27 protein-coding genes are annotated in these 24,928 nt (G+C 68.0%); 18 read left to right on the forward strand and 9 right to left on the reverse strand.

Annotated elements, in window-relative coordinates:
• Window positions 1-12 precede the first annotated feature (12 nt).
• From KBY95_RS01165 to folE, 3 genes are read left to right on the forward strand one after another with little or no spacing between them, the layout of a single operon-like run.
• The gene (locus KBY95_RS01165; RefSeq protein WP_254962846.1) at window positions 13-1,002 is read left to right on the forward strand and encodes an acetyl-CoA carboxylase carboxyltransferase subunit alpha; all 990 of its coding nucleotides are present in this window, start codon (window positions 13-15) and stop codon (window positions 1,000-1,002) included.
• Window positions 1,003-1,027: 25 nt separating this feature from the next.
• Window positions 1,028-1,738 carry an SDR family oxidoreductase gene (locus KBY95_RS01170; protein ID WP_254962847.1) on the forward strand — a complete coding sequence of 237 codons (711 nt, stop codon included), beginning with the start codon at window positions 1,028-1,030 and terminating at the stop codon, window positions 1,736-1,738.
• Between the two features lie 8 nt (window positions 1,739-1,746).
• Window positions 1,747-2,490, forward strand: a complete 744-nt coding sequence (folE, locus tag KBY95_RS01175) for a GTP cyclohydrolase I (protein WP_254962848.1) — start codon at window positions 1,747-1,749, stop codon at window positions 2,488-2,490.
• 15 nt (window positions 2,491-2,505) lie between these two features.
• Here folE and KBY95_RS01180 read toward each other — a convergent pair whose 3' ends face one another.
• Both KBY95_RS01180 and KBY95_RS01185 read right to left on the reverse strand, forming a co-directional pair.
• The gene (locus KBY95_RS01180) at window positions 2,506-3,036 is read right to left on the reverse strand and encodes a hypothetical protein (RefSeq protein WP_254962849.1); all 531 of its coding nucleotides are present in this window, start codon (window positions 3,034-3,036) and stop codon (window positions 2,506-2,508) included.
• Between the two features lie 56 nt (window positions 3,037-3,092).
• Entirely contained in the window at window positions 3,093-3,749 is a 657-nt protein-coding gene (locus tag KBY95_RS01185) for a phosphoribosylanthranilate isomerase (RefSeq protein ID WP_396094860.1), read from the reverse strand.
• A 79-nt stretch (window positions 3,750-3,828) separates the two neighbouring features.
• On the opposite strand from KBY95_RS01185, the gene KBY95_RS01190 reads away from it, so the two are divergent.
• On the forward strand, window positions 3,829-5,133 hold the full coding sequence (locus KBY95_RS01190) for a site-2 protease family protein (protein WP_254962850.1): 1,305 nt from the start codon (window positions 3,829-3,831) through the stop codon (window positions 5,131-5,133).
• Here the strand turns inward: KBY95_RS01190 and KBY95_RS01195 are convergent.
• Window positions 5,067-5,936, reverse strand: coding sequence for a lipoyl protein ligase domain-containing protein (locus KBY95_RS01195; RefSeq protein WP_254962851.1), 870 nt, complete (start codon window positions 5,934-5,936; stop codon window positions 5,067-5,069). The genes KBY95_RS01190 and KBY95_RS01195 overlap by 67 nt on opposite strands.
• A 20-nt stretch (window positions 5,937-5,956) precedes the next feature.
• Between KBY95_RS01195 and KBY95_RS01200 the strand changes: the two genes are divergently transcribed.
• Window positions 5,957-6,766, forward strand: a complete 810-nt coding sequence (locus KBY95_RS01200; RefSeq protein ID WP_254962852.1) for a sulfite exporter TauE/SafE family protein — start codon at window positions 5,957-5,959, stop codon at window positions 6,764-6,766.
• Here the strand turns inward: KBY95_RS01200 and KBY95_RS01205 are convergent.
• Window positions 6,727-7,212, reverse strand: coding sequence for a CRR6 family NdhI maturation factor (locus KBY95_RS01205; RefSeq protein ID WP_254962853.1), 486 nt, complete (start codon window positions 7,210-7,212; stop codon window positions 6,727-6,729). The genes KBY95_RS01200 and KBY95_RS01205 overlap by 40 nt on opposite strands.
• Window positions 7,213-7,303: 91 nt before the next feature.
• Between KBY95_RS01205 and psaM the strand changes: the two genes are divergently transcribed.
• From psaM to KBY95_RS01230, 5 genes are all read left to right on the forward strand, one after another.
• Window positions 7,304-7,408: a photosystem I reaction center subunit XII gene (gene psaM, locus KBY95_RS01210; protein ID WP_035828799.1), complete on the forward strand. Its 105-nt coding sequence runs from the start codon at window positions 7,304-7,306 to the stop codon at window positions 7,406-7,408.
• Window positions 7,409-7,481: 73 nt separating this feature from the next.
• Window positions 7,482-8,009 (forward strand): hypothetical protein, encoded by a 528-nt coding sequence (locus tag KBY95_RS01215; protein ID WP_254962854.1) that lies wholly within the window; start codon window positions 7,482-7,484, stop codon window positions 8,007-8,009.
• Between the two features lie 35 nt (window positions 8,010-8,044).
• Window positions 8,045-9,049: a protochlorophyllide reductase gene (locus KBY95_RS01220; RefSeq protein WP_254962855.1), complete on the forward strand. Its 1,005-nt coding sequence runs from the start codon at window positions 8,045-8,047 to the stop codon at window positions 9,047-9,049.
• Between the two features lie 4 nt (window positions 9,050-9,053).
• Window positions 9,054-9,551: a hypothetical protein gene (locus KBY95_RS01225; protein WP_254962856.1), complete on the forward strand. Its 498-nt coding sequence runs from the start codon at window positions 9,054-9,056 to the stop codon at window positions 9,549-9,551.
• Complete coding sequence (locus KBY95_RS01230) at window positions 9,548-10,432, forward strand: hypothetical protein (protein WP_254962857.1); 885 nt, start codon at window positions 9,548-9,550, stop codon at window positions 10,430-10,432. Before KBY95_RS01225 ends, KBY95_RS01230 begins: the two co-directional genes overlap by 4 nt.
• A gap of 13 nt (window positions 10,433-10,445) precedes the next feature.
• Here KBY95_RS01230 and bchL read toward each other — a convergent pair whose 3' ends face one another.
• The 4 genes from bchL to KBY95_RS01250 all read right to left on the reverse strand — a co-directional run bounded on the left by bchL (window position 10,446) and on the right by KBY95_RS01250 (window position 15,023).
• Window positions 10,446-11,357, reverse strand: coding sequence for a ferredoxin:protochlorophyllide reductase (ATP-dependent) iron-sulfur ATP-binding protein (gene bchL, locus KBY95_RS01235; protein ID WP_254962858.1), 912 nt, complete (start codon window positions 11,355-11,357; stop codon window positions 10,446-10,448).
• Window positions 11,358-11,493: 136 nt separating this feature from the next.
• Complete coding sequence (locus KBY95_RS01240; protein WP_254962859.1) at window positions 11,494-13,140, reverse strand: ferredoxin:protochlorophyllide reductase (ATP-dependent) subunit B; 1,647 nt, start codon at window positions 13,138-13,140, stop codon at window positions 11,494-11,496.
• A gap of 7 nt (window positions 13,141-13,147) precedes the next feature.
• Complete coding sequence (locus tag KBY95_RS01245) at window positions 13,148-14,416, reverse strand: ferredoxin:protochlorophyllide reductase (ATP-dependent) subunit N (RefSeq protein WP_254962965.1); 1,269 nt, start codon at window positions 14,414-14,416, stop codon at window positions 13,148-13,150.
• A gap of 103 nt (window positions 14,417-14,519) precedes the next feature.
• On the reverse strand, window positions 14,520-15,023 hold the full coding sequence (locus KBY95_RS01250) for a hypothetical protein (protein ID WP_254962860.1): 504 nt from the start codon (window positions 15,021-15,023) through the stop codon (window positions 14,520-14,522).
• 270 nt (window positions 15,024-15,293) lie between these two features.
• Here KBY95_RS01250 and KBY95_RS01255 point away from each other — a divergent pair, with 270 nt between their 5' ends.
• Window positions 15,294-16,898 carry a diguanylate cyclase gene (locus KBY95_RS01255; RefSeq protein ID WP_254962861.1) on the forward strand — a complete coding sequence of 535 codons (1,605 nt, stop codon included), beginning with the start codon at window positions 15,294-15,296 and terminating at the stop codon, window positions 16,896-16,898.
• 143 nt (window positions 16,899-17,041) lie between these two features.
• Entirely contained in the window at window positions 17,042-17,842 is an 801-nt protein-coding gene (locus KBY95_RS01260; RefSeq protein ID WP_254962862.1) for a BMC domain-containing protein, read from the forward strand.
• A 4-nt stretch (window positions 17,843-17,846) separates the two neighbouring features.
• Here the strand turns inward: KBY95_RS01260 and KBY95_RS01265 are convergent, their stop codons facing one another.
• Window positions 17,847-18,443, reverse strand: coding sequence for a non-canonical purine NTP pyrophosphatase (locus tag KBY95_RS01265; RefSeq protein WP_254962863.1), 597 nt, complete (start codon window positions 18,441-18,443; stop codon window positions 17,847-17,849).
• 235 nt (window positions 18,444-18,678) lie between these two features.
• Between KBY95_RS01265 and KBY95_RS01270 the strand changes: the two genes are divergently transcribed.
• The 6 genes from KBY95_RS01270 to KBY95_RS01295 all read left to right on the forward strand — a co-directional run bounded on the left by KBY95_RS01270 (window position 18,679) and on the right by KBY95_RS01295 (window position 24,925).
• Complete coding sequence (locus KBY95_RS01270; protein ID WP_254950293.1) at window positions 18,679-19,695, forward strand: sodium-dependent bicarbonate transport family permease; 1,017 nt, start codon at window positions 18,679-18,681, stop codon at window positions 19,693-19,695.
• A 46-nt stretch (window positions 19,696-19,741) separates the two neighbouring features.
• The gene (locus tag KBY95_RS01275) at window positions 19,742-20,023 is read left to right on the forward strand and encodes a P-II family nitrogen regulator (protein ID WP_254962864.1); all 282 of its coding nucleotides are present in this window, start codon (window positions 19,742-19,744) and stop codon (window positions 20,021-20,023) included.
• Window positions 20,024-20,223: 200 nt separating this feature from the next.
• The gene (locus KBY95_RS01280) at window positions 20,224-20,535 is read left to right on the forward strand and encodes a BMC domain-containing protein (RefSeq protein WP_015107695.1); all 312 of its coding nucleotides are present in this window, start codon (window positions 20,224-20,226) and stop codon (window positions 20,533-20,535) included.
• A 51-nt stretch (window positions 20,536-20,586) separates the two neighbouring features.
• Entirely contained in the window at window positions 20,587-21,999 is a 1,413-nt protein-coding gene (locus KBY95_RS01285; RefSeq protein ID WP_254962865.1) for a form I ribulose bisphosphate carboxylase large subunit, read from the forward strand.
• 100 nt (window positions 22,000-22,099) lie between these two features.
• The gene (locus tag KBY95_RS01290) at window positions 22,100-22,441 is read left to right on the forward strand and encodes a ribulose bisphosphate carboxylase small subunit (protein WP_094586905.1); all 342 of its coding nucleotides are present in this window, start codon (window positions 22,100-22,102) and stop codon (window positions 22,439-22,441) included.
• 72 nt (window positions 22,442-22,513) lie between these two features.
• Complete coding sequence (locus tag KBY95_RS01295) at window positions 22,514-24,925, forward strand: CsoS2 family carboxysome shell protein (protein ID WP_254962866.1); 2,412 nt, start codon at window positions 22,514-22,516, stop codon at window positions 24,923-24,925.
• Window positions 24,926-24,928: the final 3 nt, after the last annotated feature.

Genomic DNA, 24,928 nt, shown 5'->3' on the forward strand with positions numbered 1-24,928 from the left:
GCTTTCCCGACCATGGCCCGCCGCGTCCTGCTGGACTTCGAAAAACCACTGGTGGAGCTGGAGGAGCAGATCGAGCAGATCCGCCAGCTGGCCCGGGATTCCGAGGTTGATGTGAGCCAGCAGCTGCTGCAGCTGGAAACCCTCGCCACCCGGCGCCGCGAGGAGATTTTCAGCTCCCTCAGCCCAGCCCAGAAAATCCAGGTGGCCCGCCACCCCCAGCGGCCCAGCACCCTCGACTACATCCAGGTGATCACCGACGAGTGGATCGAGCTGCACGGCGACCGCCGTGGCAACGACGACCGCGCCCTGGTGGGCGGCGTCGGTCGCATCGGCGACCGGGCCGTGATGCTGCTCGGCCACCAGAAGGGCCGGGACATGAAGGAGAACGTGGCGCGCAACTTCGGCATGGCCTCGCCCGGCGGCTACCGAAAGGCGATGCGCCTGATGGACCATGCCGACCGCTTCCGTCTGCCGATCCTCAGCTTCATCGACACCCCCGGGGCCTACGCGGGGGTCAAGGCCGAAGAGGAGGGGCAGGGCGAGGCGATCGCGGTCAACCTGCGCGAGATGTTCCGGCTGCGGGTGCCCATCATCGCCGTGGTGATCGGTGAGGGGGGCTCCGGCGGCGCCCTCGGTATCGGCGTGGCCGACCGGCTGATGATGTTCGAGCACAGCGTTTACACCGTGGCCAGCCCCGAGGCCTGTGCCTCGATTCTCTGGCGTGATGCGGCCAAGGCCCCCGCCGCCGCCGAGGCCCTGCGCATCACCGCTGCCGATCTTCTGCAGCTGGGGCTGGTGGATGTCCTGCTGAAGGAACCCTCCGGGGGCAACCATTGGGCGCCGATGCAGGCCGCCGAGACACTTCGCACGGCCCTGCTGGACCAGCTCGATGCGCTGCAGACCTGCAGCGAATCCGCCCTGGTGGAGGCCCGCTACGCCAAGTTCCGGCGCATGGGCCAGGTTCTGGAGGGGGCGGCGACGGATCCCGCCCACGCGCCGTAGGGTTGATTCCCTGCCACTGCGCCCGTTGCCCACCGCCCTGATCACCGGTGCCTCCCGCGGCATCGGCGCCGCCGCCGCCCGCCGCTTCGCCGCCGAGGGCTACGACCTCCTGCTGGTGGCCCGCACCCCTGCCGACCTTGATGGCCTGGCCGAGGAGCTGCGGGGGCTGGGTCGCCGTGTCGAAACCCAGTCCCTCGACCTGGCCCAGGCGGAGGCCATCCCTGGCGCGATGGCCGAGCTGCTCGGGCGGGGGCTGGTCCCTTCGGTGGTGATCAACAACGCCGGTGCCGCCTGGACCGGCTCCCTGGCGGCCATGCCCCTCGAGCGCTGGCAATGGCTGCTGCAGCTCAACCTCACCAGCGTCTTCCAGGTCTGCCTGGCGGTGCTGCCCGGCCTGCGCCAGGCCGGTGGCGGCAGGATCATCAACGTCAGCAGCCATGCCGCCAGGAATGCCTTCCCGGACTGGGGGGCCTACTGCGTCAGCAAGGCCGCCCTGGCGTCGTTCAGCCGCTGCCTGGAGGCAGAGGAACGCGCCGCCGGCATCGCGGTGAGCACCCTCACCCTGGGGGCGGTGAATACACCTCTCTGGGACAGTGAAACCGTCCACAGTTCCTTCGACCGACGTGCCATGCTTTCAGCGGAGCAGGTGGCTGAATCCCTGCTTTACCTTGCGCGGCAACCCAACAGCCAGACGGTTGAGGACCTCACCCTGATGCCAGCCGCCGGAGCCTTCTAATCCCCCCTATGACATCCACCCTTCCCAACGGCCTCAGCGCCCGTCAGGCCGCTCCCGTCACGACCCCCATTCCTGTCAGCCTGCGGATCCGCGAGCGACTGCAGAAGGAAGGTGTGCCGTTTCTGGCCAACGACAACATTTCCGAGCACCTGCGCGAAGGAGAACTCGACCAGCTGGAGATTGAAGTCGCCGGCAAGGTGAGGGAACTGCTGCGTAGCCTGGTGATCGATATCGAGAACGACCACAACACTGCGGAAACTGCAGAGCGGGTGGCCAAGATGTATCTGCACGAGGTGTTCAAGGGGCGCTACCACGAGCAACCCAAGATCGCCAGCTTCCCCAACGTGAAGCAGCTCGATGAGATCTATACCGTTGGTCCCATCTCCATCCGCTCCGCCTGTTCCCACCATCTGGTGCCGATCCTGGGCAACTGCTGGATCGGGATCAAACCCGGCGAACGGGTGATCGGTCTGTCGAAATTCTCCCGGGTCGCCGACTGGGTCTTCTCACGGCCCCATATCCAGGAAGAGGCCGTGATCATCCTCGCTGACGAGATCGAACGGCTGTGTGAGCCCCTCGGCCTGGCGATCCTTGTCAAAGCCCAGCACTACTGCATGAAGTGGCGCGGCGTGAAGGAACCCCAGACCAGCATGGTGAACTCCGTCGTGCGGGGTGATTTCCGCCACGACCCCAGCCTCAAGCAGGAGTTCTTTGAACTCGTGCGTCAGCAGGAGTCACTGCTCGGCAACTGAGCCGCTGCTGGAGGCTCAGGATCCGGGTCGGGCCATGACCGGCCCCACCACCTGGGACACACTGCGCTGGCTGCCGCTTGAGGTGGGCACGGCCACGACCACCATCACCTGATAGGCCACATCGGCCGGCGTCAGGGCATAGGTGGGACCGCTGGCCCCCTCGATCAGCTGCCAATGGCGCCGGCCAGGGGCCAGCCGATACCAGTGAAAGGCGCTGGGAGGCAAGGCGGCCAACACCTCAGACGTGGCCGTGGCTTGCAGCAGGGCTCCCTGCCTGGCTTCCCCCTGCAGCAGCAGCTGGTTGAGCCCGGCGATCCGCTGCTCCACCGCCCCCTCGATCTGCTGATCCCCGGCGATCTCCTGGCGCAGCAACTGGATCTGCTGCTGGGGATCGGCCGTGATCCCCGGCACACATTGCAGCGTCCCCTGCACCAGCTGACAACCCACCAGATCCTGGGCTTTGAGGCCGGTCCCTGGCCCCATCAGCAGCAGCAGGCCCAGGGGCAGGGCAGCACGAAGGCTGAGGGTGCGACGGAGGAAGGACAAAGGGAGCTCAGAAATCGGACTGCACCGATCCTGGACCCGGCAGCGCCAAACGCCAATCAACCGGTGGCGGATTCACGCACTGCCGCCACCAGGGCCGCGACCCGCGCCAGGTTCTTGACGCCGGGGCGATCCTCCACGGAGCTGGAGGCATCAAGACCATCGGGGCGGAGCCTGGCCAGCAACTCGGCCACCATCTCGGGGCCGACGCCACCAGCCAGCCACCAGGGTGTGGCCGGGCGGAATTCCTCCAGCCAGGCGGTGGGGATCCGGTGCCCGGTCCCCCCCAGCTGGCCGGGCTGCCAGGCATCGAGCAACAGGGCCTCCACAACGCCGGCATAGGCGGCCGCCGCCGCCAGATCCTCGGGGGAGCGAACCCGCAGGGCCTTCCAGAGCCGGACATCCAGCCGCTGGGCCAGCTCACGGCAGCGCTCCACGCTTTCGTTTCCATGCAGCTGGAGCACCGCATGGCCCCGGCCCACGCCGAGCTCCTCCAGCCGGTCGTCGGTGGGATCGGCCACCACCAGCACGCCGAAGCAGTCGCCGCCACCGCCGGCCATGGCCGCGAACAGATCGGGCCGTTGCGCCGCAGGCACAAAGCGGGGCGAGCTGGGAACCGCAATGACGCCGATCGCATCGACCCCCAGGGCCGCGATGGCGGTGGCCTGGGCCGGCTCCCTGAGCCCACAGATCTTCAGCAGCGGCGAGGAAACCAGAAACAGCTCGTCGGGGCTGCCTTTCTAGGATGACGTCGAAAACCCCGGCTCTGGCCGGATCTCTGCCCGGATGGTGCCCGTGGGTGAAGGCTGGCAATTGCTGACGATCCGCGGCATTCCCCTGCGCATCCACCCGAGCTGGTTTGTGATCCTGCTGCTGGCCACCCTGGGCTTCCAGCAGCAGTACGCCATCAGCCTCCGCGGCCAGCTCGCCCCGCCGGCGCTATGGGCCGTGGCCCTGGTCACCTCCCTGGCCCTGTTCGTCTCCGTACTCCTGCACGAGCTGGGCCATTCCCTGGTGGCCCTGCGCCAGGGCGTGAAGGTGAAATCCATCACCCTCTTCCTGCTGGGGGGGGTGGCCAGTGTGGAGCGGGAGTGCTCCACTGCCCGCGGTGCCCTGATGGTGGCGGCGGCGGGTCCGGCGGTGAGCCTGGCGCTGGGCATCGGCCTGCTGGCCTCCAGCCATGCCGCCACCCACCTCACCCCGGTCCTGGGCCAGATGGTGGAACGGCTCGGCGCCCTCAACCTGATCCTGGGTCTGTTCAACCTGCTGCCCGGGCTGCCCCTGGATGGGGGGCTGATCGTCAAGGCCCTCGTCTGGGAATTCTCCGGCAGCCAAAGGCGGGGCGTGGAGGTCGCCAATACCTGCGGCCGCTTCCTGTCCCTGTTCGCCGTGGGGATGGGCACGGTGCTGCTGCTGCGGGGTGGCGGCATCGGCGGGGCCTGGCTGATTCTGCTGGGTTGGTTCGGCCTGGGGGCGGCCCGCAACCAGAAGCAGATGCTGGTCGTCCAGCAGGCCCTCAAGGATCTCAAGGTCAAGGATGTGGCCCAGCGCCGCTTCCGGGTGATGGAGGCCGACACCAGCCTGCGGGAGCTGAGCCGGATGCGCCTCGGCACCGCCCCGCCGATCGCAGAGGCCGGGGAAGGCGCTGCCCCCTCCGACAAGGACGTCAATGGCCCAGCGGAGTGGCTGCTCGTCTGCGACAGGGGCCGCTGGCAGGGTGTCATCGACGACGCCCCCCTCCAGGCCCTGCCCGTTCAGTGCTGGGACAGGGAACGGGTGGGCGATCATCTGCAGCCCCTCTCCAGCCTGCCCTCCATCCCCGAATCGGCCCCGCTTTGGCAGGCCGCCCTCCAGCTCGAAGACGGCGACCACCAGCGGCTGCTGGTACTGAGTCCGGCCGGACTCCCCTGCGGCACCGTGGAGCGGCCCGAACTGGGAGATGCGGTGCTGAAGAAGCTGGGCCTGCGGCTCCCCGCCAATCTGCTCACCGCCGCCCGGCGTGAGAACGGCTATCCCCTCGGCATGGCCCTGGGTCAGGTGGCCCGCGGCATGGTCAGTTCCGGGGAGGTGTCCCTGCTGACGGACAGTGTCGGCCGATAACGTCCCAGGACCGGTGCGATCGCGGCCAGGGCCGCGGACCCGAGGGGCAGGACCCGTGGCGGTGGAGTGTCGTGATCGCCGCCGCCATGGCCCCGCTCAGCCAGCAGGGGCAACCAGCGCGCCGCCGAGCGGTACAGGTGCTGCTCCAGGTCCTCCCCGGCCAGCGGCAGGGGATCGAGCTCCGGGGGATCGCCGCTGAACACCTCCCGCCAGAGGCTGGGGCAGGGATCCAGCTGGATCGATCCGTGCTGCAGCAGATGGCCGCCACGCCAGAGCTGGGCACTGCCCACCCGCTTGGCGCCATTGGCCTGCACCAGGTCGGCGACGGTGCTGGTGGCGAAGCAGCTGCTGCGTTGCAGGCTGGCCGCCTGGCTGCCGCACAGCAGCGGCTGGCCCATGGCCGCGAACGCTTCAACGAGCCAGACGAGGGCTCGGCCGTAGACCGCAGAGCGTGTTCCCTGCGGCCGGGGCCACACCAGGGCATAGGTGAGATCGCCACCATGGAGGACGGCCCGGCCGCCACTGGGCCGTCGCACCAGATCAAGGCGCCCCTGCCGGGCCAGATCACACCAGTGGGGCTCCAGCCGGCGCTGGTGCCAACCCAGGGAGAGGGTCGGCCGCGACCAGCGATACAGACGGAAGGCCGGCGCCGGAACCACCTGGGATGCAGGGTTCGCCGCCGCCACCTGGCCTTCCAGCAGCCAGGCATCGATGGCCATCTGCCAGGTTCCGCCGAGGCGACAGGACTGGATCCAGCGAACCGGCGCCGCCGGCTGGACGGATGGAGCGGCCTGCGCTGTCATGACTTCTGCTCGCCCGGCCCATGGCAACGACCCTGATCTGGAGTCTGCTGCCACTGCTGCCCCTGGGACTGGTGGCCGGCCTGCTCTCCGGGTTGCTGGGCATCGGCGGTGGGCTGATCTTCTCCCCGCTGCTGTTGCTGCTGGGCCTGACACCCCACCAGGCCCTGGCCACCAGCACGCTGGCGATCGTGCCCACCACGCTCGGGGGCACGATCGCCCATGTCCGCAGCGGCAGGCTCACCTGGCCGGGAGGCGTGGCGATCGCCGGCGGGGCCGCCCTCAGCGCCGGGCTGTTCAGCCGCCTGGGCCAGGGCCTGGCCGGCTGGCAGCTGCTGAGCCTGCAGGCGCTGCTCTATGCCCTGCTCACGGGGCTGGTCCGGCCGCGCAGCCAGCCGTCCCCGGCGCACGAACGGGAACCCCATCCCCTCGCCCTCTGCCTGGTGGGGGCGCTGGCGGGGGTGGCGGCCGGCCTGTTGGGGGTGGGTGGCGGCCTGGTGATGGTGCCGGTGCTGGTGGGGGGGCTGGGGATGCCCGTCCATGGGGCGATTCGTTACAGCACGCTGGCCGTGCTGGCCTCCTCCTGCAGCGCCTCGGTGGCCTTCCTGGCCGATGGACGGGCGAATCCGCTGGTGGCTCTGGTGCTGGGAGGTACCGCGGCCGTGGCGGCCCAGTGGTCCGCCAGCCGGCTCGAGCGGGTCCCGGAGGAACGGCTGGTCTGGATGCTGCGGGCCATCACCCTGGTGCTGGCGCTGGACAGCGGCCGCCGCGCCGTGGGCCTGTGGATCGAAGCTCAGGGGATCACGCTCCAGAAACCGGGGTCGAGCTCGTAACCGAGGACAGCGGCCATCTGTCCCAGGTTGGCGCGGCACTCGATCCCCCCGGCAGCGGCCCAGTCGTCGAGGAGGAACAGGCGCTGGGTGATCCAGAGCTCCAGGCTCTCAGGCGCGAAGCGGATCCCCTCGGTGGGGCTGAAGCCATGGGGGAGCAGCATCGCCACATGGCGGGTGAGCTGGCCCCCGCTGCGCTCCAGCGCCAGGGGCAGCCAGGGATGGAGCGCGTCGGCCCGCAGACTCCACAGCCGCAGCTCGGCAATCTCCGAGAGTTCGCGGGGGTCTGCGGCTTCCCGGGGCCAGTCGAAGTCGATCTGAAGTCCGCTGGCGGCGGTGAGCAGCTCGGCTGGTGCCAGCGACGCCAGGCCCGCCAGGGGGGAGAGATCCAGCCCACGCACCTGATCGGCGCTGACCTTCAGGGGCTCGGAGCAAGGGTGAAGCGCCATCAAGAGCTGTGACAGGGCAGGGCCGCAGGCTGGACCGTAGCTCGCGATGACCGAAGAATGGGTCGGTCAAACTCCATTCACCGTCACGGATATGGTCACCCCGATCAACCAGGCCGAAGTGCTGATTGCCCTCGTCGTGGCGGCCCATGCCGGCGTGCTGGCCGTGCGTCTCTGCTTCAGCCTGTACAAAGCCTGAAGCTGCAGGGGCTGCGCCCTTGGCAAGGGGCGGAGAGGCTGCTACAAGCGAAGGGCTCGCAGCCTTTCCTCAGGTGCGCCAGACCCAGCCCCAGCCTCCCCGGCGCCAGTCTTCGGCTGCAAACCGCTCCACGGGCCGGTCGCGGCGCTCCTCGACCCTGCAGGCGGCCCCGGACCGACCGGTCGGCCCGTTGCCCCCCCGTTCCCCTGCCGAAGCCGGGGGGTACGGGCTGGAGAGCCAGCTGCTCTCCCTCTCCGCCGAACGGCAGGAGCTGATGTGCAGCCTCATTGGCCTGGCCGTCAAGCTGGGGCTGGTGGCCCTCACGGGCGTCAGCCTGTTCCAACTCGCCGGCGCTTACCAGCAGCGCATGGAAAGCCAAGGGGAGATCTCGGCCGTTCTGGAGCTTGAGAACGCCAAGCTGGTCAAGGCCAGGGAGCGTTTCGACGCCCTGTTCATGGTGGAGGGAGAGCAGCGCCTGATCCGGGAGCAGAGCCAGTGGATCGCCCCGAACCGGCTGCGGGTGATCTGGCAGTCGAAGCGTCCGTTTCCAACTGTTGAATCCCCCGCGCCCGGTTCCGGAAACCAGTCCGCCCGTCCGTAGGTTGGGGCTCCCTTCGCGCCCGGACCATCCCCGCCATGGTGACCCCATCCGGTGACACCGCCCTATCTCCTGCCAGCCGCGGCGTTCCGGGAACGGCCCTGATCACCGGCGCTTCCTCCGGAGTCGGTCTGTTCGCCGCCAAAGCCCTGGTGGATCGCGGCTGGCACGTGGTGATGGCCTGCAGGGACACCGACAAGGCCCGCCGGGCCCAGGCGGCCCTGGCGATGGCTGAGGCCGCGGTCACGCACCTGAAGGTGGACCTGGCGGATTTCGACAGCGTGCGTGCCTTGGTCGACGCCTTCCACGCCACCGGTCGCCCCCTGGATGCCCTGGTCTGCAACGCGGCGGTTTACCTCCCCCGGCTGAAGCATCCGGAACGCTCTCCCCAGGGCTACGAGATCTCGATGGCCACCAATCATTTCGGCCATTTCCTGCTGATCCACCTGCTGCTGGACGACCTCAAGCGGTCCAGCCACCCCTCGCGCCGGCTGGTGATCCTGGGCACCGTCACCGCCAACTCCAAGGAGCTGGGGGGCAAGATCCCCATCCCCGCCCCCGCCGACCTGGGCGATCTCTCCGGTTTCGCCGCCGGCTTCAAGGCCCACATCGCCATGGCCAGCGGCAAGAGCTTCAAGCCCGGTAAGGCCTACAAGGACAGCAAGCTGTGCAACATGATCACGACCCAGGAACTGCACCGCCGGCTGCACGGCAGCACCGGAATCGTGTTCACCTCCCTGTACCCGGGCTGCGTGGCTGACACCCCCCTGTTCCGGCACACCCCGCAGGCCTTCCAGACCATCTTTCCCTGGTTCCAGAAGAACATCACCGGCGGCTACGTGAGCCAGGCCCTGGCCGGGGAGCGGGTGGCGCAGGTGACGGCGGATCCAGACTTCGCCAGTTCTGGCGTGCACTGGAGCTGGGGGAACCGCCAGACGAAGGGGGGCAAGCAGTTCAGCCAGGAACTCTCGGAGAAGGCGAGCAACCCGGTCACCGCGCAACGGATGTGGGACCTTTCCCTGCAGCTCGTGGGGCTGGCCTGAGGCGATGAACCGCACGCTGCGCTGGGGAGTTGGGCTGCTGCTGCTCGTCAGCCTGGCCGTCGGTGCGTTCCTGCTTCTGCCCTTCCGCACCTGGTTGCCCGGCGGCACCGTGGCGGATGTTCCCACCAGCCAGGTGGTGAACGGCACGGCCTTCAACCGTCTGTTCCCCGAGCCGGAAGCTGGCGACCTACTGGTGTTCACCCAGGAAAAACGTGGCTTCAGTGAGGCCAGGCTCAAGCACGGCGATCAGGTGAAAGCCCTGCTCGCCATCTCCGATGTCACCACCGCTCCGGAAGCACGCCGCAAGTTTGAGGCCAGCCAGAGCCGGCTGCAGGGCTGGCCGCTGGTGGAGCAGGGTCCGCAGGCCACGGCCCTGCTGGTCGCCGACCGATTCCAGATCAAGGTGATCGGCCAGGGCGATGGGCTGGAGGCCGACGAACGTCAGGAGCTGATCGGCCAGTTCAATCTCAAGGGACTGGCGGCCCTGGAGCCCGCCGCGTGAGTTCCGTTCTCGAGCGCCTCGACCGCCTGCCCCGACGCAACCTGACGGTGCTCGCCATCAAGGGCCTCAGCACCCTGGTGCCCGGCGGATGGAAGAACATCACCCGTGCCGACGAGCTCATCGGCGACGTGCTGGGCAGCACCGATCCAGAGCTGATCCGCCAGGTGCGCGCGCGCGCTGACGCCTTGAGCCGGGCGCGCCACGAAGGCTATGGCCGAGCCCTGAGCTTGTACGACGCCGTCAACCGGTCCCAGAAAGCCGCCGGTGGGCTGCGGCTGCTGGCCAACATCGGTGGCGCCTTGCCGTTGGTGAAGCGCGTCGCCGACCTCACCCCCAGCAGTGAAACGCTGCAGGCGGCGGATCTGAGTTTGAAGGTGGCCGCCGAGATGCTGGCCTTCACCCAGGTGAACGGCCTCCCGGGGGACAGCTTCGGCGACTTTGCCGCCGCCTTGGCCGAGTACGCCGGTGAGGCCCGGGTACGAATGGCCGCGTTGATCTGTTTCGATGCCCTGCTGCCCCTGGGCGATCAGGCCCTGCAACGGCTGGATGGCCTGCTGGGAGGGGTTGGCAAGCGGGACCTGCACCAGCTGCCTGCCTATGCCGGCCTGGCCTCCAGGCTGCCGGGGCGTGGCGATGAGGCCCACCTGACCTTCCTGCGCCGGGGCATGGACCAGTGGCTGGGCTGGGCTGGAGGCTTCAGCAGCCAGCTGGGTCTCAGCGGCCAGAAGGCCGTGCAGGCCCTGGAGAGCACCCTCGGCCCCTGGCAGGGGAGCTTCCAGCAGATGGCCACCTTCCTCGATTCCTTCACCGACACCTACCAGCACACGGGCGTGCAGGCCGTGGCCCGTCGGCTGGTGGAGCGGGCCACGGCAGAAATCTGACCCCCCGAGGGGATCAGTCGAAGCCCAGCAGGTCGAAGATCTCCCGATCCTTGAGGGACACGGCCTCCAGCGGCTCCACGTCGGTGAGCATCTTGCGGGCCAGGCTCAGGTATTCCTCCTGCACGGCGTCCACTTCCGGTGTGCTCTCCATCTCGAAGATGGTGCACTTCTTGAGCCGTGATTTGCGAATCGCATCAACGGTCTTGAAGTGGGCCATCGTACGGAGCCCGGTGCGCTCGTTGAACTTGTCGATCTCGTCGGTCTGCTCGGAGCGGTTGGCAATCACCCCGCCGAGGCGCACCTTGTAATTCTTGGCCTTGGCATTGATGGCCTGCATGATCCGATTCATGGCGAAAATCGAATCGAAATCGTTAGCGGTCACGATCAGGCAGTAGTGCGCATGCTGGAGTGGGGCTGCAAAGCCGCCGCAAACCACGTCACCGAGCACATCGAAGATCACCACATCGGTGTCTTCCAGCAGGTGATGCTCCTTGAGCAGCTTGACCGTCTGACCGGTGACGTAGCCACCGCAGCCTGTGCCGGCCGGAGGGCCGCCGGACTCGACGCACATCACGCCGTTGTAGCCCTCGAAGACGAAGTCCTCGGGCCGCAGCTCCTCGGTGTGAAAATCGACGGTCTCGAGGATGTCGATCACCGTCGGCACCATTTTCTTGGTGAGGGTGAAGGTGGAATCGTGCTTGGGGTCACAACCGATCTGCAACACCCGTTTGCCCAGCTTGGAAAAGGCAGCGGAGAGATTGGAGGAGGTGGTGGATTTGCCGATGCCGCCCTTGCCGTAGACGGCGATCACCAGCGCCCCCTCTTCGATGTTCATCGACGTGTCCTGATGCACCTGCAGGCTGCCCTCACCATCTTCACGGGGGTTGGCGGTGGTGCTTGAGGGAGACGTGAGTGTGGTGGTCATAGGAAGAACAAGGGGAAGCCGGCGCACCGGCGGATCACTCGTAAGGGAACAGCCTGCTCAGATCGGATCTCGGCTGTCGGGGGATCACGCAAACCGAAACCTGGCCAGCTTGGGCCACAACGGCTGAAGTGGGTCCTCAACGGCTGAAGTGGGCCTTGGCGTCATAGAGGGCCTCGGCATCAATGCGTGCCAGGCCCCGTTCGCGGGCGAAGGCTTCGGTGTTCTTACGCACCTTGCCCCGCACGAAGAAGGGAATCTTGGCGAGTTCCGCCTCCCCATCCGCTGTCCAGAGGCTCTCGAGCGCCTCCCGCACGGCGTCAGCGGCCGTGATGGTGCCGGGAGCGGATGCCGAAGCGGCCGGAGCAGCCTCGGGCTCCCCCGTCCCCGCCGCCGCCGGGGCGCCGTCACCCAGGTGGCTGCGGTGGCCGTCGACGAACTCGAAGTCGTGGCGGAACATGCCGATCAGGTGCTCCTCCAGGCCCATCATCAGCGGGTGCACCCAGGAATCGAAGATCACGTTGGCCCCCTCCCAGCCCATCTGGGGGGAGTACCGGGCCGGCACATCCTGCACATGCAGGGGGGCACTGATCACGGCACAGGGCAGCCCCAGCCGCTTGGCGCTGTGGCGTTCCATCTGGGTGCCGAGCACCAGTTCGGCGGCCGCCTCGCCCATGGCCTTCTCCACCACCAGGTAGTCGTCGGTGATCAGGGCCTCCAGGCCCAGTTCGGCGGCGGCGGCCCGCACCTCCCTGGCCTGCTCCCGGCTGTAGCTGCCCAGACCCACCACCTGGAAGCCCAGTTCCTTGGAGGCGATCCGGGCAGCGGCGATGGCGTGGGTGGCATCGGCGAAGATGAACACCCGCTTGCCGGTGAGGTAGGTGGAATCCACCGACTTGGAGTACCAGGGCAGGCGGGAGCGGCGCTCGGCCTCGCTCGGTTGCCCCTCCACGGTCTGCAGATCGGCTGGGAGCGCCAGGTCGAGCACGCCATGGAGCTCCCGCAGGAAGGCGGCGGTGGCCCCGATGCCGATCGGCACCGTGCGCACCACCGGGGTGCCGAAGCTGCGCTCCAGCCAGCTGCACATCGGGCCTGCCACCTCCGGATACAGGCAGACGTTGGCGTCGGCCGTGGGGAGGCGCGTCAGATCGGCGGGCCGGGCTCCCAGCGGTGCCACCACCGCCACATCGATGCCGTGCTCGGCCAGCAGCCGGGTGATCTCCAGCACGTCGTCGCGGCAGCGGAAGCCCAGCAGGCTGGGACCCAGCAGGTTGACCCGGGGCCGGCGGCCTTCCTCGCGCCAGCGGGACGGGGAAGGCTTGGGGGTGCCCGGCGGCGGCAGCTGGTCCTTGAGCAAGGTGCGGACCAGTTGGTAGAAGGTTTCGGCCGCTCCCCAGTTCTCCTTCTTGGAGTAGGCCGGCAGTTCCAGGTTCACCAGCGGCACCCCCAGATTCATGCCCCCGGCCAGGGCGCCGGGCTGGTCCTGGATCAACTCGGCAGTGCAGCTTTCCCCCACCAGCAGCGCCTCAGGCTGGAAGCGCTCGACGGCCTGGCGGATCGAGCGCTGCACCAGCTCGGCGGTGTCGCCGCCCAGATCCCTGGCCTGGAACGTCGTGTAGGTGACGGGGGGACGCAGGCCCCGCCGCTCGATCATCGTGAACAACAGGTCGGCATAGGTGTCGCCCTGGGGGGCATGGAGCACGTAGTGCACCCCCTCCATGGAGGTGGCGATGCGCATGGCCCCCACGTGGGGGGGGCCTTCGTAGGTCCAGAGGGTCAGTTCCATGGGGGTCTCAGGAGAGCTGCAGCAGGGCCCGGCGCCGCAGGGGGCGGGCAAAGAGTTCGGCCAGTTCACCGGCCTGGTCGCAGCCGTGGATGGGGCTGAACACCAGTTCGATCGACCACTTGGTGGCGATGCCCTCGGCCTCGAGGGGATTGGCCAGCCCCAGGCCGCAGAGCACCAGGTCGGGGCGGGCGGCCCGCACCCGCTCCAGCTGCAGGTCGACGTCCTGGCCCTCGCTGAGCTGGGTGGCGGGGGGGAGCAGGGCCAGATCGGCGGCCATCAGCTGGCGATCGAGGTAGGGGGTGCCCACCTCCACCAGCTCCATGCCGCACTCGCGGCTGAGGAAGCGGGCCAGGGGGATCTCCATCTGGGAATCGGGCAGCAGGAACAGCCGCTTGCCGGCGAGCACCTCCCGATGGGGCGCCAGGGCCAGGCGGCCCCGCTCCACGAGGGGGTCCAGCACGGCGTTGAAGCGGTCGGCGGGCACGCCGAAGGCGGTGGCGGCGGCGGCCATCCAGTCGCGACTGCCCTCGACACCGAAGGGATAGGGGGCGCTCAGCAGGGTGGCGCCCCGGTGCTGCAGGGCCCGGGCGGTGGCGCTCAGGAAGGGCTGGGCCAGCAGCACCCGCGTCCCCTTGCCCACAGGCGGCAGGTCGGTGGAGCGGCGCGGCGGCAGGCTCCGGACCGTGGTGAGGCCCAGCCGCTCGAAGATCAACCGGAAGCGATCCTCCACCGCATCGGCGAGGGTGCCGACGATCAGCAGCTGCTCCTCGTCGGAGCTGGGCAGCAGGGGCAGCATCGCCAGCAGGGCGTTGTCTTCCCCCTGGGTGAAGGTGGTCTCGATGCCGCTGCCGGAGTAGTTCAGCACCCGCACCCGCCCCAGCAGCTGGGTGCTGAGCCGCTCGGCCGCCTTGGCCAGGTCGAGCTTGATCACTTCACTGGGACAGGACCCCACCAGGAACAGGGTGCGGATCTCGGGGCGGCGCTCCAGCAGATCCCTCACCAGACGGTCGAGTTCCTCGTTGGCATCCGCCAGACCCGCCAGGTCCCGTTCGCCGAGGATCGCCGTGCCGAAACGGGGCTCGGCGAAGATCATCACCCCAGCCGCCGACTGGATCAGGTGGGCGCAGGTGCGCGAGCCCACCACCAGGAAGAAGGCATCGGGCATGCGGCGGTGCAGCCAGACGATGGAGGTGAGGCCACAGAACACTTCCCGCTGGCCGCTCTCCTTGAGGATGTCCGGAGGAGAAGGCTGAATCGGTGGAGCGGACACACCCATGGAGGGGATCGCCAGGTATCGAGCTTCCATGGGTTAGCGGGGCAGACGGGGTCAGCGGCCGACTGCGTTACATCTTTTCGGGATCGTGTCCGGATTTCAGCGTTCAGAGGCGGCGGCGGAACCCCTCACCGAAACTGGCGCCGCGCTCGTCGCGATCGCCATCGGCGCTGCGGCTGAGCTTCCAGACGTTGCGTCCCAGGCGCCGGGCCCTCAGCCCACCGCGCTCGACCACCGGCGCCCCCGGCCGGGCCCCCATCAGCTGGGCCACCTCGGCGGTGCTCAGGGGGGCGCCGGTGCGGATGGCCAGGTCGGTGATCTCGAGCCGCTGGCGCAGGCCCCCCAGATCGACAGGGTGGTCTGCTTCGCCGGTCTCCTTCCAGTCGCCGAAGCCGTCGGCGCCGACGCTGCCCAGGCGCCGCATCAGACCCAGGCCGATGAAGGCAAGGGCCTGCTCCGGCCGCACCCCCTCATCCAGCGCCCGGGTGAGCCATTCGGACACGGTGTCCTGGTCGAGGGAGGGGCGCAGCGGATGGGTCTCGCCCGCGACCGCGGCGGCCGGGGATTCGCTGGTGGTGGAAGGGGCGGAAGCGGTGCGCCGGGTGGTCATGGTCGCGCCTGTGAAGGTTGCCTGGAAGGTATCGGTTGGCTTCGGTCCCGCAAGGGTCCCTGGGCTCTGAAGCCCCTCTGCAGCACAATGAATCCAGGCCTGATCCACCCCCTGTCGCGTGCACTGCCGAGTGCCTCCACTCAGTGCCTCCCCGTTCACATCATGGACCGTTCTCTCCACCGGCCCTGCGAACATTCCGCCTCCCAGGTCCGACGCGACGCGACCTCAACGCCGGAGAAGCCGATAGAGATCGCACCCGGTGTTTGGTGGGTGGGTGTGCGGCTGGATAAGGATCATTTCCAGTGCCACACCTATTTCCTCGCCAACGGTTCGGAGGGGGTGCTGATCGATCCTGGCTCGCCACTCACGATCGAAGGCACCCTGGCCAAGCTGCGAACCATCACCGATTTCGGAGCGATCCGCTGGCTCGTCTGTCACCACTCCGATCCCGACATCTGCGCCGCCCTGCCCAGGCTGGGCGAAGTCCTGACACACCCTGAGATTCAGGTGGTGACGGAGTGGCGCGCCAATGCCCTGATCCGTCATTACGGCCATCGTTTCTCCACCTACCTGGTGGAGCAGCACGACTGGTGCCTGCCCCTGCTGGGGGGTCGGCGGCTGGAATTCCAGCTGACCCCATACCTCCATTTTCCGGGGGCCATGGTTTCGTACGACTCCCTCAGCCACACCCTGTTCTCTTCGGATCTGTTCGGAGGCTTCGTCCCCGACAGCAACGTGCTGGAGTCAGATGATGCGGCCTACATCATCGAGAACGCCCGGCCCTTCCATCAGCACTACATGCCGAGCAGGGAGCTGCTCAGCGCCGGCCTGGCCCGCATCCGCTCCCGCTGGCCGTGCATCGGGCGAATCGCCCCCCAGCACGGCCACATCGTTGCCGCCACCATTGTCGATGAGGTGTTCAGCGCCCTGGGCGCCATGGAGTGCGGCGTCTATTGCCTCGCCGACGCAGACATGGACCTGAAACGACTGCTCCGCATCGCCGAAGCGCGGCGGCGTCTGAACGACGTACTGGTGCATCAGAGCAGCCCCGTGGGGATGGTCCGGGCCATCGGCAACATCCTCGAATCCTCAGGCCAGGCCAGCGCCTGTGAACTGGCCGTGGAGATGCCCACCGATGGCTGGACCACCTGGTCTGCCGATGACAGCCATCCCCAGCGGCGGAAGCCCCATGCGGGCTGGCATCAGATCTGCCTGCTCGGCCAGCCCGCCATGGTGCTGGCCATCCAGGGCCATGGTGCATCGCAGTTGTTCGATCCCGACATGGAAAAGATGTTGCGGGACTTCGCCGATTCAATGCGCCCCTGGCTCGACCATCTGCTGGAGGAACAGCTCCAGGCCCGCGAGATGGCGGCACTCAACATCGCGGTCCTCTGCGATCCGCTCACGGGCCTGGCCAACCGGCGTGCCCTTGAAGAGGTGAAGCTGCCGTCCGCTTACTCCCTGATCGAGCTGGATCTCGACCATTTCAAGCAGGTCAACGACAGCTTCGGCCACGACGCCGGCGACCGGGTTCTTAAGCAATTGGCCCAGATTCTGAGGGAATCGGTGCGGGAGCAGGACCAGACCTTCCGCCTCGGCGGCGAGGAGTTCCTGGTGCTTCTGCCGGAGGCCGACCAGGCCACAGCCCTGCTGGTGGCCGAAAGGATCCGGCTCTCGGTGCGGCAACTCGATCTTGCCCGGGACGCCCCCGATGGCGGAATCACGGTCAGCCTGGGGGTGAGCACCAAGCCGGCCCAGCTCAGCTCCGATTTCTCCCAGCTGATGGGGCTGGCTGACCAGGCGCTCTATGCCGCCAAAGGGGAGGGCCGCGACCGGGTTTGCGCCGCCGATTCCCTGTCCCTGAGCAGCCGCTAAGCCGGGATCGCCCCTGGCAGCGCCCCACCCGGGAGTACCCTCCAATCCTGGACTGCCCCTGAAGGCGACCAGGGATCCCGGCGCTTCAACGACCCGGTGATCGACACGACCGTCCTCTCCGGGAGTTGGCGCCTGGCGCCGTGATGGATTCGCAGGCTGCCCGTTCCTTCCTTCGCGACGATCGGTCGGACGCCAGAAGGCGGGCGGCGAACCTGCGCATCACCGGCACCGATGTGGGCGGCGAGGCCTCCGGGGCCAGTTGCGTGATCACCACCGACAGCGAGGGCAGGCGCCTGGCGCGCCAGTCGAGCCATGTGCAGTCGATCGAGCTGCGCACCTACGTCTTCCTGGATTCCCTCCAGCCCCAGTTGGCCTCCTACATGGGCACGGTGTCCCATGGCTTCCTGCCGATTCCCGGCGATGCCTGCCTCTGGCTGGAGGTGTCCCCTGGCATGGCGGTGCACCGGGTCACCGACATCGCCCTCAAGGCCAGCACGGTGCGGCTCGGCCAGATGGTGGTGGAGCGGGCCTTCGGCTCCCTGGCCCTTTACCACCGGGATCAGAGCAATGTGCTCCACTCCGGTGACGTGGTCCTGGAGGCCATCGGCAGCCGGGTGGAGCTGCGCAGCCGCTGTGAGGTGACCTGGACCGAGATCATCCGGGCGATCACCCCCGACCATGCCGTGCTGATCAACCGCCAGAACCGCCGCGGCTCGATGATCCAGGCCGGTATGAGCATGTTCATCCTCGAGACCGAGCCGGCCGGTTACGTGCTGATCGCCGCCAACGAGGCGGAGAAGGGCTCCAACATCACCGTGGTCGACGTCAAGGCCGTCGGTGCCTTCGGCCGCCTCACCCTGGCGGGCAAGGAGGGCGATGTGGAAGAGGCCGCCGCCGCCGCCATGCGCGCCGTGGCCCAGATCAATGCCGGCGCTGGCGCCTGAACGCTCAGCCCAGGCCCAGCAGACGTTTCAGACCCGGGGCCATCGCCCGGGCCGCCTTGCCACGGCTGCCCAGCCGGCTCTTGAGGTGCTCGCCCATCTCGGCATAGCTGCAACCGGCTTCGCGCACGTGGAACAGCGGGTCATAGCCGCCGCCATGGCCCGAAGGCTGGCGCAGGATCAGCCCGCGGCAGAGCCCCTCCGACTCCAGCACCACCGCACCGGACGGGTCGGCCAGGGCCATGGCGCTCACGAAGGTGCCGCCGCGGTAGAGGGAGTCGCCAAGCTCCTGCAGCAGCCGGTGGATCTTCTCGTGGTCGGTGGGTGCATAGCGGGCCGAGTACAGGCCGGGGCGGCCATCGAGGGCATCCACCTCCAGACCCGAATCGTCGCCCAGCGACCAGCAGCCGGTGAGGGCGGCCACGGTGGAGGCCTTCAGACGGGCATTTTCCGCATAGGTATGGCCGGTCTCCTCGATCTCCAGATCCTTCGGTTGCTGCCTGACCTCCAGACCCACCTCGTCGAGCATGGCCGTGATTTCGGCCACCTTGTGGGGGTTGCCGCTGGCGATGACCAGCACCGGGTGGGAAGGGGAGAGGAACAAACCAGGCCCACGGGGGGCCCCATTGTGGTGCAGAGCGGTAGGCCGGGCGCTGAAGGGGTGGGACAGGACGGGTTGAACAGTCCACCCCCGGAAAACTCCAGGGTTCCTGCCCCGGGCGGACGCTAGGGACTTCGCCGGCGATCGGACGACACGGGGGGCAACGTTGCGCGACCGGTGACGGCCTGCAGCCGCTTCCGCCCCTAGGTTTCCTCCACCCTTTGGGCCCCGGAGGGCAATGCAGTCGAGCCTGGTCCTACAGAACCTGCTCTCCGCGCCGGTGCTGTTCTTCTTCCTGGGCATCCTCGGTGTGTTGGTGGGCTCCGACCTGGAGATCCCCTCCCCACTGCCCAAGCTGTTCTCCCTCTACCTGCTGCTGGCGATCGGCTTCAAGGGGGGCATGGAGCTGGCCCACAGCGGCCTCGGCCCCCAGGTGCTGCTGACGATCGGGGCGGCGGTGCTGATGTCGCTGCTGGTGCCCCTGACCAGCTTCCTGTTCCTGCGACTACGCCTTGATGGTTACAACGCCGCCGCCATCGCCGCTTCCTACGGCTCGATCAGTGCCGTCACCTTCATCACCGCCGAGAGCTTCCTCAATGTTCTGGAGGTGAACTTCGACGGCTTCATGGTGGCGGCCCTGGCCCTGATGGAGTCGCCGGCGATCGTGGTGGGAGTGATCCTGGCCAGACTTTCGGCCCCCGCGGAGGAGGCGGAGACGGCTGGGGAGGCGGAGGATGGCGGGGGCAGTCTGCGCTGGCGGGAAATTCTCCAGGAGGCCTTTCTCAACGGCTCCGTCTATCTGCTGATCGGCAGCCTGGTGATCGGCTATGTGGTGGCCGCCTACAGCCCTGCGGGGTTGGAGAAGATGGATCCCTTCACCGAAAAACTCTTTTATGGCGCCCTCTGTTTCTTCCTGCTCGACATGGGCATCGTGGCGGCACAGCGGCTGCGGGACCTGCGCCAGACGGGGGCGTTTCTGATCGGGTTCTCCCTGCTGGCCCCCCCTGTGCATGCCCTGGTGGGGCTGCTGGTGAGTGTCCTGCTGGGCCTGAGCCAGGGCAACACCCTGCTGTTCATGGTGCTCTGCGCCAGCGCCTCCTACATCGCCGTGCCGGCGGCGATGCGCATGACCGTCCCCCAGGCCAATCCAAGCCTGTACATCTCCACGGCCCTGGGTCTCACCTTCCCCTTCAATGTGGTGGTCGGGATTCCCCTCTACATGGCGCTGACCCGACACTTCATCCCCGTCGGCTGAGCCCAGGCTCCATGCCATTGCCTCGCCGAACCTTCGCCCCATCACCATGAAGCGAATCGATCTGTTTCTCAGCGAACGGGAGTTGAACCGGGTCTGCAAGGCCATCACCGCGGCCGGCGCCAAGGGCTACTCGGTGATGCGGCATGTGACCGGCATGGGGCCGTCCGGGGAGATCTCTGAAGGGATGGATTTCAGCGGGCTGGGGGCCAATGCCCACGTGATCGTGTTCGTGGAGGACGCCCTGCTGGCGGCCATGGGCAAGGCCCTGCGGCCCCTGCTGAAGCGCTACGGCGGGGTGGGCTTCGTCTCGAGCGCCGAGCCCCTCTGAGCCCCAGGGAAACCCCAGCGCGGCCATGGTGGGAGCAGCGATCAAGCAAAGTTTGCTTTTTGTGTTGCACTGATCAGCTGCCCTTATCAGCCGATCGCGAAACCATGATGGCCGCCGGGCTCCCAATCGCTTGACGGAGGGTTTGACGGAGGAGCAAGGTTGCACACGAACATTCCACCCCCCTCCTCCAGGAGCAGGTAATGGCAAACGAAACCATGGGCATCGCCCTCGGCATGATCGAGACACGCGGTCTGGTCCCCGCCATCGAAGCGGCTGACGCCATGACCAAAGCCGCCGAAGTGCGCCTCATCGGTCGCGAATTCGTCGGAGGCGGCTATGTGACCGTCCTGGTGCGGGGTGAAACCGGTGCCGTCAACGCCGCCGTCCGCGCCGGCGCTGACGCCTGCGAGCGGGTTGGTGACGGCCTGGTGGCCGCCCACATCATCGCCCGTCCCCACCGTGAAGTGGAGCCGGCGCTGAACAGCAGCTTCGGCCTGGGATCGAAGGACTGAGCGGTCAAGGCGACCCTCTGATTTTTCATCCGAACCCATCCGAACAATCCCATGAGCAAGAAGTACGACGCCGGGGTCAAGGAGTACCGCGACACTTACTGGACTCCCGATTACATCCCCCTCGACACCGACCTGCTGGCCTGCTTCAAGTGCACCGGCCAGGAAGGTGTGCCCAAGGAAGAAGTGGCTGCCGCCGTGGCCGCCGAATCCTCCACAGGCACCTGGTCCACTGTGTGGTCCGAGCTCCTCACCGATCTCGACTTCTACAAGGGCCGCTGCTATCGCATCGAAGACGTCCCTGGTGACAAGGAGTCGTTCTATGCCTTCATCGCCTACCCCCTCGACCTGTTCGAAGAAGGCTCGGTGACCAACGTGCTCACCTCCCTGGTGGGCAACGTGTTCGGCTTCAAAGCCCTGCGTCACCTGCGTCTGGAAGACATCCGCTTCCCGATGGCCTTCATCAAGACCTGCCCTGGCCCGCCGAACGGCATCTGCGTCGAGCGCGACCGGATGAACAAGTACGGCCGTCCCCTGCTGGGTTGCACCATCAAGCCGAAGCTCGGCCTTTCCGGCAAGAACTACGGCCGGGTGGTCTACGAATGCCTCCGCGGTGGCCTCGACTTCACCAAGGACGACGAGAACATCAACTCCCAGCCCTTCCAGCGCTGGCAGAACCGTTTCGAGTTCGTGGCCGAAGCCGTCCAGCTCGCCCAGGAAGAAACCGGCGAGAAGAAGGGGCACTACCTCAACTGCACCGCCGCCACTCCTGAGGAGATGTACGAGCGGGCTGAGTTCGCCAAGGAACTCGGGCAGCCGATCATCATGCACGACTACATCACCGGTGGCTTCACGGCCAACACCGGTCTGTCGAAGTGGTGCCGCAAGAACGGCATGCTGCTGCACATCCACCGGGCCATGCACGCGGTGATCGACCGCCATCCCAAGCACGGCATCCACTTCCGGGTGCTGGCCAAGTGCCTGCGCCTCTCCGGTGGCGACCAACTGCACACCGGCACCGTGGTGGGCAAGCTCGAGGGTGACCGCCAGACCACCCTGGGCTTCATCGACCAGCTGCGCGAATCCTTCATCCCCGAAGACCGCACCCGCGGCAACTTCTTCGATCAGGACTGGGGTTCGATGCCCGGCGTCTTCGCCGTGGCCTCCGGCGGCATCCACGTGTGGCACATGCCTGCCCTGGTCGCCATCTTCGGTGACGACTCCGTACTCCAGTTCGGTGGTGGCACCCACGGTCACCCCTGGGGCTCGGCCGCCGGCGCCGCCGCCAACCGGGTGGCCCTGGAAGCCTGCGTCAAGGCCCGCAACGCCGGCCGCGAGATCGAGAAGGAAGGCCGCGACATCCTCATGGAAGCCGCCAAGCACAGCCCCGAGCTGGCCATCGCCCTCGAGACCTGGAAGGAGATCAAGTTCGAGTTCGACACCGTCGACAAGCTCGACGTCGGCTGAGCCGACACACGGCCCCCTGCCTTGCCACCGCTGACCGAAGGTGCACCCACCGGAGGTCAGCGGAGCTGGGCTTCCCATCCCATTCCCCACAAGGATCCCCATGCCCTTCAAGAGCACCGTGGGTGACTATCAAACAGTCGCCACCCTGGAGACCTTCGGCTTCCTCCCGCCGATGACCCAGGACGAGATCTATGACCAGATCGCCTACATCATTGCCCAGGGCTGGAGCCCCCTGGTTGAGCACGTTCACCCCAGCCGCTCCATGGCCACCTACTGGTCGTTCTGGAAGCTGCCCTTCTTCGGTGAGAAGGATCTCGGCGTGATCGTCAACGAACTGGAGTCCTGCCACCGGGCCTATCCAGACCACCACGTGCGCCTCGTGGGCTACGACGCCTACACCCAGAGTCAGGGTGCCTGCTTCGTCGTGTTCGAAGGCCGCTGATCCAGCGGTCCCAGCGGATCCCGGCCGGCGGCCGGGGTCCATCACTTCTGATCATCCATTCACGGGGCGGACATGGCCAAGACCACCAGTCGGGAAGCAGCTCTGGAGCGCCGCAAGGCCCTCACCAACGGCGGCAAGAAAGCCTCCGCCCAGTTCATGTCCTCCCCAGGTCGGGTGCGTACGGCCGCTGATGTCCAGCGCCCCAGCCCCGAAGCGGTGAGTCCCGCACCGGCCCCGGCCCCGACCTCCCCACGCAGCAGCGCCACGCCGCGACGGGCGTCCGCCTCGCTCACCTCCGCGTCCGGCTCCGGCCATCGCAGCAACGCCAAGCCGTTGGCGAACCCCAGCCGGAACCTGGTCCTGGAACGCCGTGAAGCCCTGTCCCGCCGCGGCAAGCGCGCCGACACCTCCAGCGACCGCACCCGCCAGGAGGTGATGCGCGCCACCAAAGCCAGCCAGTCCGCCGCCACCCCCGCCGTGGCCGTCGCCAGCGATCGCCCCTGCGGCTGCAAGGACGCCAAGGCGGCCGCAGCCGCCAGCAGCAACAACTCCGCCGGCCTCGGGGCGTCCCTGGCCAACCGCAATGCCCGCAATGGCAACGGAGAGCGCCGCAGCGTCGCCAAGCGCACCGCCCAGCACAACCCCAGCCGGGCCATCGTCATGGCCCGCCGCGAGGCCCTCTCCAAGCGGGGCAAATCCGCCAGTGCTCCCACCAGCGCCGTCGCCGCCTCGGTGGCGCGCCAGTCGAATCCCGACATGAGCAGCCGCGAGCTGGCCCAGAAGGTGCGCGAGCTGAAGTGCAAGGTGGGCTCCGCCGGCAGCTCCCGCAGCGGTGGCTCCCGTCCCACCGGCCCCCGCCGCGGCCAGGCCAAGATCGATGCCGCCGCCGATGCCCATTGGAAGGTCGGCGTGAGCGAAACGGTCCGTGGCCAGGTGGTCACCGGGACCCAGGCGAACCGCTCCCTCAAGACAACCGGCAACGAGGCCAGCACCTGCCGTCCGGTCACCGGCACCGAGTACATGGGCGCCGAGATCTTCCGCACCTTCTGCCAGAGCGAACCCACCCCGCTCCAGCCCGCCAAGGTGAGGGTGAGCGCCACCAGCCATGGCAACCGGGTCACGGGCAACGAAGTGGGCCGCTCCGAGAAAGTCACCGGCGACGAGCCCGGAACCTGCAAGACCATCACCGGCACCGAATACATCTCCGCCAACCAGAGCGCCACCTGGTGTGGCACCTCCGCCCCCGCCCCCTCCCCCCGCAAAGTCGGGTTCACCCGCACCGTCGAGGGCCGGCCGGTCTCCGGGGTGAGCGTGGAGCGATCCGAGAAAGTCACCGGCAACGAACCTGGCTCCAACCGCCAGCTCACCGGCACCCAATACATGGACGACCAGGCCCAGGTACCTGGGCGCGCCCCGGCCAAGGTCAGCAGCCTGCACACCCTGCGCGGCACCGGCATCACCGGCACCCACGTGGGCCGCAGTGAGCACGTCACCGGCGACGAGCCGGGCTCCTGCCGTTTGGTCACCGGCGATGAATACATCGGCACGCAGCAGTTCGAGCAGTTCTGCGGCACCAAGCCGGCACCGGAAGCCGCCAAGGTGGGCTTCAGCGTCACCAACAAGGCGTTGGTGGTGAGTGGCACCCGCACCGGCCGTTCCGAGAAGGTCACCGGGGATGAGCCAGGCACCTGCAAGGCCGTCACCGGCACCCCCTACGCCGGCATGGAACAGGCAGGCACCTGGTGCTCCTCCGACCGGGTGGCCGAGATCCGCCAGCGCACCCCCGCCCGCATGGGCACTGTGATGACCGGCCTTCAGCCCGGCATCGGCGGCGTCATGACCGGCGCCGAGCGCGGCGCCTGCGAGGACATCACCGGCACCCCCTACATCGGTGGCGACCAGCTGACGGAGGCCTGCGGAGCCGCCAGCAGCCACGACGCCGATTTCCCCCAGCCCCTCACCGGTCAGCCCTGGCAGCAGTTCAGCGTCCAGTCCCCGGCCCGGGCCGCGCACACGGCCCAGACCGCCCGCCAGCGGCCCGGTGGCGTCACCGGCAACAGCTACGAGCAGGGCAACCGCATCACCGGCCCCTTCGACATGGCCGCCGACAAGGTGACCGGCACCGAACAGTTCCGCTTCGACCGTCCCGGCCCCGAACGGGTCAGGCTGCGGCAGCCGCCCGCGGCAGCGTCGGTGACCGTGGATGAGGACGCCCGTCCCACCTCCCGGGTCACCGGCGAAGGCCTCTCCGCCGGCCTCAACATCACCGGCGATGACTGGGGTCGGGGCAAGCACGTGACCGGCACCGAAGGGGCCTCGGCCCGTCGCCGCAACCCCAGCAGGGTCGGCCCGATCTCGGCGATGCCCGGCTTCCAGAACAAGCGCAACGAAGCCCTGCCCGAGCCCACCAGCAAGATCAGCGGATCCTGCGGCAGCACCAACTCCGGTTCCCTGATCACGGTCTCCGGCGGAGCCCGCGGCTGATCC

This window comes from Cyanobium sp. Aljojuca 7A6, assembly GCF_024346455.1.
In the GTDB taxonomy this organism is placed as follows: Bacteria; Cyanobacteriota; Cyanobacteriia; order PCC-6307; family Cyanobiaceae; genus Cyanobium.